The sequence below is a fragment of the Cryomorphaceae bacterium genome, assembly GCA_017798125.1.
In the GTDB taxonomy this organism is placed as follows: domain Bacteria; phylum Bacteroidota; class Bacteroidia; order Flavobacteriales; family ECT2AJA-044; genus ECT2AJA-044.
Genome location: CP059070.1, coordinates 2023323 through 2035580, shown reverse-complemented (window position 1 = coordinate 2035580; position 12258 = coordinate 2023323). Strand labels below are relative to the sequence as shown.

Annotated in this window: 10 protein-coding genes and 2 tRNA genes; 8 read left to right on the top strand and 4 right to left on the bottom strand. The window is 49.5% G+C overall.

All coding sequences use genetic code 11. The annotated features are described in order from the left end of the window. Nucleotides 1-82: 82 nt before the first annotated feature. A complete protein-coding gene (gene ypdA / locus HZ996_08950) occupies nucleotides 83-1063 on the top strand; it encodes a YpdA family putative bacillithiol disulfide reductase (GenBank protein ID QTN39260.1) in 981 nt (326 codons plus the stop codon). Between the two features lie 43 nt (nucleotides 1064-1106). Here ypdA and HZ996_08945 read toward each other — a convergent pair. Then, nucleotides 1107-1181: transfer RNA gene (locus tag HZ996_08945), tRNA-Pro, on the bottom strand. 85 nt (nucleotides 1182-1266) lie between these two features. Here HZ996_08945 and HZ996_08940 point away from each other — a divergent pair. Together HZ996_08940 and HZ996_08935 are read left to right on the top strand one after the other, a co-directional pair. Then, nucleotides 1267-2076 (top strand): hypothetical protein, encoded by an 810-nt coding sequence (locus tag HZ996_08940; protein ID QTN39259.1) that lies wholly within the window; start codon nucleotides 1267-1269, stop codon nucleotides 2074-2076. Then, a complete protein-coding gene (locus HZ996_08935; protein QTN39258.1) occupies nucleotides 2077-2886 on the top strand; it encodes a hypothetical protein in 810 nt (269 codons plus the stop codon). Nucleotides 2887-3068: 182 nt separating this feature from the next. On the opposite strand, the gene HZ996_08930 is transcribed toward HZ996_08935, so the two are convergent. Continuing rightward, nucleotides 3069-3157 (bottom strand) — tRNA-Ser (locus HZ996_08930). Between the two features lie 126 nt (nucleotides 3158-3283). Between HZ996_08930 and HZ996_08925 the strand changes: the two genes are divergently transcribed. Genes HZ996_08925 through HZ996_08915 form a run of 3 tightly spaced genes read left to right on the top strand, consistent with a single transcriptional unit; the run spans nucleotide 3284 to nucleotide 7310 of the window. Next, nucleotides 3284-5071, top strand: a complete 1788-nt coding sequence (locus tag HZ996_08925; protein ID QTN39257.1) for a hypothetical protein — start codon at nucleotides 3284-3286, stop codon at nucleotides 5069-5071. A gap of 3 nt (nucleotides 5072-5074) precedes the next feature. Continuing rightward, nucleotides 5075-6151: an ABC transporter permease gene (locus tag HZ996_08920; GenBank protein QTN39256.1), complete on the top strand. Its 1077-nt coding sequence runs from the start codon at nucleotides 5075-5077 to the stop codon at nucleotides 6149-6151. After that, a complete protein-coding gene (locus tag HZ996_08915) occupies nucleotides 6141-7310 on the top strand; it encodes an ABC transporter permease (protein QTN39255.1) in 1170 nt (389 codons plus the stop codon). The genes HZ996_08920 and HZ996_08915 overlap by 11 nt, the downstream gene beginning before the upstream one ends. Here HZ996_08915 and HZ996_08910 read toward each other — a convergent pair whose 3' ends face one another. Further along, complete coding sequence (locus tag HZ996_08910; protein QTN39254.1) at nucleotides 7311-9374, bottom strand: HDIG domain-containing protein; 2064 nt, start codon at nucleotides 9372-9374, stop codon at nucleotides 7311-7313. 90 nt (nucleotides 9375-9464) lie between these two features. Between HZ996_08910 and HZ996_08905 the strand changes: the two genes are divergently transcribed. After that, nucleotides 9465-10643, top strand: a complete 1179-nt coding sequence (locus HZ996_08905; protein ID QTN39253.1) for an acetyl-CoA C-acyltransferase — start codon at nucleotides 9465-9467, stop codon at nucleotides 10641-10643. Here HZ996_08905 and HZ996_08900 read toward each other — a convergent pair. Beyond that, nucleotides 10627-11346, bottom strand: coding sequence for a hypothetical protein (locus HZ996_08900; GenBank protein ID QTN39252.1), 720 nt, complete (start codon nucleotides 11344-11346; stop codon nucleotides 10627-10629). The genes HZ996_08905 and HZ996_08900 overlap by 17 nt on opposite strands. A 65-nt stretch (nucleotides 11347-11411) precedes the next feature. Here HZ996_08900 and HZ996_08895 point away from each other — a divergent pair, with 65 nt between their 5' ends. Next, nucleotides 11412-12185, top strand: a complete 774-nt coding sequence (locus HZ996_08895; protein ID QTN39251.1) for a C40 family peptidase — start codon at nucleotides 11412-11414, stop codon at nucleotides 12183-12185. Nucleotides 12186-12258 lie beyond the last annotated feature (73 nt).

The following is a 12258-nucleotide window of genomic DNA, read 5'->3' as shown; positions in this document are numbered from 1 at the left end:
CAAGATACTAAAGACAGCGTCACGAAAAGTACCGAGAAACGTACCTTCAATATTCCGTTGTTCGATTACCTTTATCACCTACATGGAAGAAACATTAGATGTTGTCATCATTGGGGGCGGGCCTATTGGCTTGGCCACCGGAATAGAGTGCGAGCGACGAGGCTTGAGCTATATTATCTTGGAAAAAGGCGTACTGGTCAATTCCCTCTACAACTACCCCCAGAACATGACCTTCTTTTCCACTTCAGACAAGTTGGAAATCGGTGATGTTCCATTCATTTCTCACAATACCAAGCCTACGCGATCCGAAGCCTTAGAGTATTACCGCCGTGTCACAAGCGCTTGGAACCTGAACGTACTTACCTACGAAGGTGTCGAACGCGTCGAAAAGGAGAATGACCTATTTACCGTCAGTTCTAAGAAGAGCGCCTACACGGCGCGATGCGTGGTGCTCACGACAGGGTTCTACGATGCGCCTCATAAACTCGGTATTCCCGGAGAAGAACTTCCCAAAGTCTATCATTACTACAAAGACCCTCACCCCTTTTTCGGCAAAAAAATCGTGGTTGTAGGAGCAGCGAACTCGGCCGTAGATGTGGCTTTGGAAACCTGGCGAAAAGGCGCCGCCGAAGTAAGCATGATCGTTCGAGAACCCGAGATATCACCGCGAGCCAAATACTGGGTGCGTCCTGATTTGATCAACCGAATTGAAGAGGGGTCTATACCCGCTCACTTCAACGCCGAATTAGTCGAAATCAAAGAAGACAGCGTCATATTTCGAGATGCAAATGGAGAACTCCAAGAAATTGAGAATGACTTTGTACTGGCCATGACGGGATACGAACCCAATTTCAAGCTCTTGCGAAGCTTAGGCGTCGGCATAAATGATGACGAAACCCAAGCACCGATTTATAACGAAGAAACCATGGAGACGGATGAACCGGGAGTGTTTGTCGCCGGAGTAGTCTGTGGTGGCCTCGAGACGCATAAGTGGTTCATTGAGAATAGTCGAGTCCACGGCAAGCGAATCGCCGAAGAGCTCGCTCGAAGAAAATCATCTTAGTACAGGACAAAAAAAAGCCCTCGATTTCTCGAAGGCTTCTTTGTCGGGGTAGCAGGATTCGAACCTGCGATCTCCTGCTCCCAAAGCAGGCGCGATAACCGGGCTTCGCTATACCCCGAACGAGGGCGCAAATATAAGTGTTTTATTTGTCAGCCAAAAAGAGGAAAAAGAAAAAAACATATATTTCAAAAAATCTACGTTCCATGAAATTTCAATTACTGAGTATAGGAGCCTTTGCCCTATTGCTAATTACATCCTGCGAGCCTAAAGATGCTGAAGATGACGTAATGCTAAGCTATACGCACACGCCCGACACATTAGTCCTTGGGCCTGGTCAATCCGGCGCATTTACGGGTCAAATAAGCGCCAGTCCTGCGGGAAATATCAGAGGTTTTTCTTCAATAGGATTCCCTTCAAATTTTGAGGGCACGGCATTCACCGGGCCAAATTCGGGAAACTACGCCGATACCTTACAGTTTCCATTCAACGATGAAAGTATGGCCGGCAACTTCTTCCGATATGAAATTACCACACCCATTGATGCGGACGGATTGTACGAGTTTGAGGTTTATTATATCGAGTACTACGACAACAGCCAGGACGACGCAGAAACCACAGAAACCTACTATGTAAACGTGATCGATGATACCGGCGGAGGTGACCCATGTCGTGATGACCTTATCGCTTCATACACCATCGACGATAGCTGTGCCCCTGCCGGATTCCCGCCAACTGTTGGAGACATCGTTACGGCTGGTTCTGAGAATGAGTTTATTTTCACCATGGAATTGACGGGTACCGCTCAAATCACGGCTATCACGGACTGTCCGAACGATGCTTTGACCATTCCACTTCAAACGATCAATACTGGTCAACAAGACTTGGACATCAGCGGAACAGGCACCTATACCGTAACCACGGATGGAATTACCATCATCATGGTCTATGATTTAGTTACGACCGGATCCTCAGACCCGCCCACTACCTGTACCGCAACTTGGACTTCGAACTAAATGAAAAATAGACTTTCCATTCTTGTAGGATTTGCCTTGTTAGGCGTCTTGTCTTCCTGTGACCCCGATAAATCAGAGAATTCTGTACAGCTCGACTTCGGCAATGACACCTTGTACGTGTCCATCGGTCAAGAAGGAATGCTTGAAGGGACATACACCTCAGATGGACCTACCCCTATCTCTTTCACTACCAATACCTTACCCGCAAACTTGATCGGTAAATTCACGGTATCTAGATCCAATTCTAACGTTCGGATTTTAGGCCCTACCTCAATACCCGTTAATGGGACGGTAACCAGCGAACCCCATCAGTTCGCTGATATTCTCATCGAAGTAAACTCGAACGTCCAAGCGGATGAGGGTATTTACGAACTGGAAGTAACCGGGTCGGCTCAGTCCTCAGAGCTGTATGAACCGGCCCAGAGCACCAAGACGATCTACGTAAACGTCCAAAATAATGACGCCTCCTGTATTGCCGCCATGCTCGGAGGATATACCGTGAATGATAATTGCTCCGCGAATAACCCTTATTCGGGAACAGTGGTTCAGTCGCCGACAGAATTGGAGATCTGGTTCAACTTTCCAGCTTGGGGGAATGCCCTGGTAGTGGGTCAAGTACTTTGCGCAACGCAGGAGATCATTGTACCCGAACAGTCGGTAACGACCAGCTCAGGCCTTATGGATATTGAAGGCACCGCAACGTTCACTGAAGACTCAGGAGACCACACTATTACCTTGAACTATACTATGGTTCCTAGTGGTTCAGGGAATACTCCGATCAATTGCCAAGTGGTCTGGGATCAGAATTGAGCCAACATTATCTTCAAGAGAATGAACGGGATTACCGGGTGGTGATCCCAGGTGGGGGAACCAGCAAGAAAGAAACCGAAGTTGCGAAGCAACATTCTGTCTTTTTGTTAGTCGTCCACACAAGCAAGCTTGGCGTCCGCCCAACAAAAAAAACCCGTGCGCGTGCACGGGTTTCTTTCTTGCGGTGAGAGGGGGATTCGAACCCCCGGTACGGTTTAATCCGCACGCCAGTTTAGCAAACTGGTGGTTTCAGCCACTCACCCACCTCACCTTGGCTGTTTCCGTTCTATGACAAACGGACGGCAAATTTAGAGAAATCATCTTTTCTGACAAAGGGCGCATTTCGCTTTTTCCATCTTCTATTTGCTATATTCGCTTTACCCCCAAAACAGCCGTCATGAAACGCATCTTTATTCTATTCATTACCAGTGCCCTGCTCTCAAGCTGCGTGGAGAATACGCAGCGCTCGGAAGCCCAGGAGGACTTCACGGTAGTCATTCACACCAGCTATGAGCCCAATGGCCTTCACCCGGTCAACGACTTCAGCAGTTTACGGTCTCACATCTACATGTACACCCATCGCCCCCTGCTGAAAGTGGACCTGGGCACTTTTGAGCTACAGCCTTTGCTGGTGACCGAGCTACCGCAATCCGAAGACGGTCAGCGATACCTCTACACCCTTCGGGACGATGTAACCTGGGCCAATGGCGAAATACTCACACGGGAGGACATGGAGTTCACGCTCAAAATGAACTTAAGTCCGCTTTCCAACAACCAAGCCATCCGCCCCCTCTATTCGAGCGTCATTCAAGGATATGAAGCGCATCCGGATAATCCCAATCAATTCTATCTCCTGTGCAATGAACAGCATGCGGGAAACAATCAGATCTTGATTGAAGCCAATCTGATTCAAAAAAGTGCCTGGGATTCCACGGGCTTGTTTGACAGCATTCCGCTTGAGCGCATCATTGCAGATGAATTTGAGCGAACGGATGCCATCAACGACTATTTTGAACGCTTTAATGATGCTTCTAACCAATATGAACCAGAAAAACTGGAAGGTTTGGGGCCTTATCGCATTACAGAATGGGAACGTGGCCAATACATTACCCTAGAGCGCAAGGACGACTGGTGGGGAGATGATGAAAACGGGATGTACTTCGACAACAACCCTTCCAAAATCGTTTTCCGAATCATCAAGGACGACAACGCAACCCTACTCGCCTTCCGCAATGGTGATATAGATGTCAGCAACCGATTAGGTACGGATGAGCTCCTAAGACTAAGAGAAAACGAAGACTTCAATGCGAATTTTGAAAGTGACTTCGTCGATCAATTCGCCTACAGCTATATGGGACTGAATTGCCGACCTACCGCCAAAGAGCGTACCCCATATTTTACGGACAAGCTGGTCAGAAGGGCCGTTGCCCATGCAACGCCGGTCAGAGCAATCATGGAAGATCTCTTGCACAACCAGGGAGGTGCAGAGCAGATTACTATGGTCAGTGCGCTAAAGAAGGATGAATTCAACGATACTTTGGATTTTATCGAATATGACCTGGATAAAGCTGCGGCTCTTTTGAGTGAGGCCGGATGGGCTGATAGTGACGGAGACGGTATTTTGGACCGAGATATTGATGGAGCATCAACTCCTTTCAGTTTCGAACTCAACTACATGAGTGGCAATCAAACCACGGAGGCCACATGCTTGATGATCAAAGAGTCCCTCGGAAAGGTCGGAATCGACTGTAATCTGAACGGAATGGATTTCTCTGCCTTCTATCAAAAGGCCTATCAGCAAGACTTTGACGCCTTGATGGGCGCCTGGAGCGAAAGTGCGGGATATACAGACCCTCTCCAGCTATGGCATACCAGCAGCTGGAGCAGCATGGGAGCGAACTTCTGTGGCTTTGGGAACGACTACAGCGACTCTTTAATTACGACCTACAACGCCACCATGAACAAGCCCGATCGGGACGCATTGATTAAGGAACTCCAGGCGGAGGTCTATGATTTCCAGCCGTATGTGTTTCTGTATTCTACGCGCAGAAAAGTGGCTATTCACAAGCGTTTTGAGAATCGCGAAACGTACAACGAGCGCCCAGGTGTATTGGTCAATTCCTTCCGTTTGGATCCGAATTTCACACCCACTGCTCCTCTGGCTGAAGCCGATACTGCCGAATAACTTATGCTGAATTACCTGATCCAACGACTACTTTGGATGGTGCCTACCCTATTGGCCATCGCCCTTTTCAGTTTTTGGATCAGCATCGAAGCACCAGGAGACCCGGTTGAGCGTCTCATGCAGTTCAGTGATGATGGATCTGGCAGCGCTAACCGACAGCGCACGGAAGAACTCAAGCAAGAATGGCGAGCTCGACTCGGAATCGACAAACCCCTATTCTACTGGACCATTCGAAGCTCAGAAACCAGCTTTCCTATCCCTGTTCCTGAGTTTCACGGGACCAACAATCAATTCCATTTCTGGCTCGGAAATGCCGTCCGTGGCGATTTTGGATACTCCTATTACGACGGAGAAGCTGTGGGAGCCAAACTCTGGCCTAAGTTGCGCCTGAGCTTTCTCCTGACCACAAGCTCCTTGCTGCTTGCCTTCCTCATCAGCGTTCCTATTGGGGTATTTGGGGCCTCACGGCCCGATGGTTTCTTTGACCGAAGTTCAGCACTAGTCCTTTTCATGCTGTACTCTCTTCCTACATTCTTTGTAGGCACCCTCTTGCTGTTGACTTTTTCCAATCCCGACGTCTTGTACTGGTTCCCATCGGCAGGACTTCAAAACCCCATCACCTTTGATCCGGATTGGTCCCTCGGTCGGAAGATTAAGCACTGGACCCCGCACCTGGTACTGCCCTTCATCACCTTTACCTATGGCTCCCTGGCATACTTGAGTCGAATTACCCGCAGTGGATTGGCAGAAGAACAGCAGAAGGACTACATCACCACTGCCCGAGCGAAAGGCCTTTCAGAAAGGAAAGTCCTTTGGAAGCACAGCCTCCGCAATGCCCTTCTGCCTTTGATCACGGTCATCGGCCAGGTATTCCCAATTACGGTGGGCGGTAGCGTTATCATCGAGACCATTTTCACCCTCCCGGGAATTGGATGGGAAGCCTACCGAGCCATTTTGAATTATGACTACCCCGTCATAGTGGCCATATTTACGCTGGGCGGCCTGTTGACCGTCGTGGGCTACATTGTGGCTGATTTACTGTACGCCTGGGCTGATCCAAGAATTCGCTATGACCGCTAGATCGGGGCACATATCCATAGGTGTTCTCCTTTTGCTACTCGTGCTAGCGATTCTTGCTCCTATTCTGGCCAACGACGTGCCTCTGCACGTTCGACAAGGCAAGAACAACTATTATCCTGCTTGGTCCATCTATTTCGGGCAGGGCGGAACGCATGAGATTGAAACACCCTCGGGAGTGAGATCGGTCCACTATCAACGCTTTGACTGGTCTTCAGAGGATTGGGACGCCATCCAAATGCCTTGGATACCGTTCAGCCCCGAGGGACTGGGGCCTTCAGGAAGCGCCTACTTGAAACCGGGAACAGATGGACACCTATTGGGTACGGATCGAATAGGTCGCGACGTGGCCGCGGGCTTGCTGCACGGAGCGCGCATCTCCTTGAGTATTGGGTGGATCGCCATGGGAATAGCGGCTCTATTGGGCGTATTTTTAGGCGGTGTAAGCGGCTATTGGGGCAACAGAGGTTGGAGGGTGCCCAAAGTTTCTTTTTGGGCGTTCTGGATACTGCTTCCACTCGGTTGGTTTTACGGCCTTAAAGCCAACTTCGGACCTCCTCCCGTAGACGCTGTATTGTTCTTTGGCATACCACTAGGTGGAGCCTGGCTTGTGGGCAGGCATCGTGCCGTGAGGCACAAAACCATATACGTGCCCTTAGACTCGCTGATTACGAGGCTTACGGAGGTATTGACCTCCTTGCCCCGCCTATTGATCATCATTACCGTAGCATCGATTACGAGCAGAAGTATTTGGCTCGTCATGGTGATTATCGGACTGACCAGCTGGACGCATATCGCCCGATATACTCGTGCTGAGGTACTGCGCATCCGGAGTATGGAGTACATCACGGCAGCTGAAGCCACGGGGGTTAAGGCCTTTCGGGTTTTGCTTCGTCACGCCTTGCCCAATGCTCTTGCACCGGTTTGGGTGAACATGGCTTTTGGAATTGCCTCTGCCATTTTGATCGAAAGCGGGCTTTCCTTTTTGGGAATTGGAGTGCCCGTCGAAACGGTGACCTGGGGAAGCATGCTAAATGCGGGAAGAATGAACGTAGAAGCTTGGTGGCTCGTGGTCTTTCCAGGCGTAGCGATCTTCATCACCGTGACATCCTACAATTTACTCGGTGAGGCTTTGCGCCGCTGGCTCCAGCCTAAGGAGTGATTACTCCGGGTACTCGATGCGCAGGTGGTAGATGTTGAGCAGTTTTTTCTTCAACACTTTGCGGACCACATTAATTTCCTTCAACGTAATGGTGGCTTGTGCGAATTGCCCCTCCTCCATCTGGTGATCAATAATGGAATTGACCAACTGATCAATAGCATCCGCTGTGGGTTGTTTTAGGCTCCGTGAGGCCGCTTCAACACTATCCGCCATCATGAGGACGGCGGTTTCCTTGGAGAATGGCAGTGGTCCTGGATAGCTGAATTCCGCCATATCGACCTCCTGTTCCGGGAAGCTCTTGACGTATTGACGGTAGAAGTATTGTACGGTCGACGTTCCGTGGTGCGTTCGGATGAAGTCGATAATGCGGTCTGGCAGGCCATTTTTCTTGGCCAATTCAATCCCTTGGGTCACGTGTTCGATGATGATGTGTGCACTGTCATCAAAAGGAAGATCATCGTGAGGATTCATTCCCGTGGCCTGGTTCTCTATGAAGTAAAGGGGATTGACCATCTTCCCAACATCGTGGTACAGGGCGCCGGTGCGGACCAGCAGTGTGTTTCCGTTAATCTCGCTCACAGCGCTTTCCGCCAGGTTGGCCACCTGAAGGGAATGCTGGAAGGTTCCCGGGGCTTTCTCGGCAAGTTCTCGGAGGAGCTTGTTGTTGGTGTCGCTGAGCTCGAGCAAAGAGATATCGCTCACCAGGCCAAAGATCTTCTCGAAGGCGTAGATCAGCGGATTGGAAAACAGCGTCAAGAATCCCGCACCCGCGAACAAGGCGAAGTTCAAAGTCTCAATGGTGGACAGACTTCCTTCCTGAAGGACAGCTAGAGCGAAATAGCTTACAAAGTAGATACCGATGATCTTGGCTGCCGAAATGAAGAGCTGTACGCGCTGGTACAGGTTGTTTACTGTTAAGATGGAAACGATTCCAGCGATCAGTTGGAGCAGAACGAATTCATATGGATTCGGTGCAACGAAACCGATGATGATGACCGTGACTAGATGGGTAAAGATGGCTACACGCCCATCAAAAAAGGCCCGCAACATGATCGGTAGCAGGCAAAAAGGCGCTAGGTAGAGGTATTCTGGAGCCAAGCGAATGAGCAAGGTGCCCATCAAAATCATCAAGATGATGTTCAATAGAATGAACCCGATTTTGTTGTTGTCGGCGAGAATAGCGGGCCGGTAGCGCTGCAAAAAGAGAAAGAGCACCGAAAGGACCACGCTGACCAGAATGGCTTGCCCTGCGACAATGAGGTAGTAATTGCTCTTGGCTAAGATGCTGGCCTCGTATTCCTTCTTGAGGGAGTTGAGCTTTTGAAATCGGTCCTCATCGACGACTTCACCGCGCAGAATTATGCTTTGCCCCTTTTGGACCACGCCACGCGTCAATGAAATGTTATCCAGTTCGCTTTCTAAGACCTTCTGCGTGGTTTCGTTGTCGTAAAGGATGTTGTGTTCCAGGCTTGCTAGGAGAGCTGTTTCGAGAGCGGAACGGGTTTCGTCCTCGAGCTCGAATTGACCCAGTCGATCATTGATGTACAGGCTGGCACTGCGAAGGGTACGCCAATCCGCGGGTCGAGCATCTTGAGCTACACCGTCAACCAAAAGGCTCACCTCGGGCCAATCTTCAATTCTGAGGGTTTCGGGCCAGCGCACGATTCCCTGCTTGTAAAGCTCATCGAGCACCATGGTACCCATACTTAATGCCAAGGCTGCCTGAGCCGAAGAATCGGCTTGAAAGGTGGATTGAGCTTGGATTTGACCTTTAAATACCTCCTGGACGGTGGAGCGGACATCGACCCGTAGGGTAAAAAATAAATCCTTTTGAAGGGCAATCTGCTGACGCTCCTCCTCTATCTGGTCTGGTGATTTATCGATAGCAAAGTCAAAAGGGGCGATCAAGTTCTCGTGAAGCCAGGGCTTTCCCTTCTGAAACTCGTACTTGAACTTACCTTCTTTGGGAAAGAGGTACACAATTAGGGAAATAGTGAGGACGAAGAGAAGTCCCTTGTAGATGGCCTGATGGTTATCCCTAATGGCGGTTAATCCCTTGCTCATGTGTACAAACCTACGATAAATCGCGCGCACCTTTTCGGCCGTATTTGGTTACCTTTGCACCACATTCACTACCAAAAGAAATCAAAAGACATGAAAGAAGTCGTTATCGTATCCGCAGTGCGTACGCCCATGGGTAGCTTTTTGGGTGCATTGAGCGGTGTTTCAGCCCCAAATTTGGGTGCTGCTGCGATTAAAGGAGCCTTAGATAAAGCCGGAGTCTCGGCAGACCAGATACAAGAAGTATTCATGGGAAATGTCCTGCAAGCGAATGTAGGTCAAGCTCCCGCGCGTCAGGCGGCTATGTACGCCGGTATCCCTGAGCGTGTTCCCTGTACCACTGTGAACAAGGTGTGTTCTTCAGGTATGAAAGCAATTATGATCGGTGCGCAGACCATTAAGGCTGGTGACAACGAAATCGTTCTTGTTGGAGGTATGGAAAACATGAGTGCCGTCCCACACTACTTGACCTCAGGTCGAAATGGCCAAAAGCTAGGTGATCAGAAGCTCGTGGACGGATTGCTCCGCGATGGTTTGATGGACGTGTACAACAAACAGCACATGGGTAATTGTGCTGAGCTCTGTGCCAAGGAAGGCGAATTCAGCCGTGAGGAGCAAGATGCCTTTGCCATTGAAAGCTATAACCGCAGCGCCAAGGCTTGGAGCGAAGGTCGCTTCGCCAATGAAGTTGTTCCTGTGGAGATTCCACAGCGCAAAGGAGATCCCGTAGTCATGACGGAGGATGAAGAATACAAAAACGTAATCATGGATAAGATTCCAAATTTGCGTCCAGTATTCGATCGTGAAGGAACAGTGACTGCGGCGAACGCTTCTACCTTGAATGATGGCGCTTCCGCCCTAGTCCTCATGAGTGCGGAAAAAGCAGAAGAATTGGGATTGAACCCCATCGCCCGAATTGTCAGCTATGCCGATGCTGCACAAGCGCCAGAGTGGTTCACCACCGCTCCTGCCAAAGCACTACCGATCGCCATCGGTAAAGCGGGAATGGAACAAAGCGACATTGAGTACTTCGAATTGAACGAAGCCTTTTCCGTGGTTGGCTTGGCCAACATCAAGGAATTGGGTCTAGATGCAGAGCGCGTAAACGTTAATGGAGGAGCTGTTTCATTGGGTCACCCACTAGGAAATTCAGGTTCTCGAATTATTGTGACCTTGATCAATGTACTCAAGCAAAACAATGCTCGATTCGGAGCTGCGGGAATCTGCAACGGTGGAGGTGGCGCAAGCGCCATGGTCATCGAAAGTATGTAACCAATCTTCGGGACTCAAAGCTGAGTCTGGCCTTTCCTCCCTTTGAGGTGGGTTCCGGTAAGGGAATTGGCGTATAACGATTGATTTGAAACAAGGATATATACCCGTCACCCCAGTGGCGGGTATATTCTCTTCTACTAAACCAGTGCTTCTGGTAAAGCTCTGTAATTACTTGTATATCAGTTGTATCTGGACTTGGCGTGGTCATACGAATACGCACGGAGTCATCGATAAAACGAACACCTCTTCCCGCCCAATTCAAGCGAAAACTCGCCAGCATATAAAGACTGTCTAAATCGTCTGCGAAGTCCACAGGCTCCCATTCTGGGGCGTCAAAAGATTGTGTTAACGTGTCCCGGCCTTGTACGAGATCTATGCGGGCCGGTTGATTAGCATTGTAGGTAAAGCGGTAGGCAAATTTGCTTTTTGAAGGACAATCACACTCATAGATAAAGGGTGAGTCTTGATACTCACCGTTGTAGTAGATATCAATGTCGTTGAGCTCCACTGGTGCAAAATCACCCCACTCTTCTTCAGCGACCACCATGTAAATGTAATCTTGAGTAGTGATGCTTCGCTCTAGTGTGATATCGAGGTACAAATCATCGAGTCCCAGGATTTCTGGAACATCGTTCGGTTCGTCAGAACAGGACACCAACAGGGCCGAAACGGCCGTCAAAAGAAGGGTTCGAATTCGCATCATACCAAGTGATAACGCGAAGATACGCGAAAAGGTCTTCAAAAAATGCCGTACTTAGCGGAGCTGAAATGAAGTACGGAATCTGTCCATTGAGCATCGTCCCGGTTCGTCGGGAAGCCGCTGATTCAAGCGAACAGGTGACTCAGCTCTTGTTTGGCGAATCGTACCGCATCCTTCGCGAAACCAAGAAATGGGTGCACATTGAGACTGGCTACGACCGATACGAGGGCTGGATCGACGCCAAACAAGTTCACTACCTCGAAAAATCAGAATACGAAGAGCTCTCTAAAGAGACGCAGGTAATGACTACCGACCTGGTAGATGTCGTTGTCAATAAAGAGACCAACCGCATGATTCCTATTGTCATGGGCTCTTCTCTACCACGATACAGCGATGGTTCTTGCCAATTTGGAGGGCTCAGCTTTCGCTACGAAGGGGCAGTAAGCCAATCTGACGCCCCAAAGGCCCAATTGGTAGAAAACGCCTTTATGTACCTCCATGCTCCCTACTTGTGGGGAGGTCGAAGTCCTTTTGGAATTGACTGCTCTGGATTTACCCAACTGGTATACAAGATGAACGGTATTCGTTTGTACAGAGATGCCAGTCAACAAGCCACCCAAGGAGAAGTCCTCAGTTTTATTGAGGAAACACAGCCGGGAGACCTTGCCTTCTTTGACAATAACGAAGGGGTCATTACCCACGTGGGCATCATTCTAGAAGAGAATCGAATCATCCACGCCAGTGGACAGGTGCGCATTGATCGCCTTGATCAGCAAGGTATTTTCAATGCGGAAGCACGCACCCACACTCATAAGCTGAGACTGATCAAAAAGGTCATATAGTCAGCTAAATTGCTGATTTTAAGACAGAAAGGCGGTTGAAATCCGGGTTTCCTGCCAGATTTTCAGGTGAATC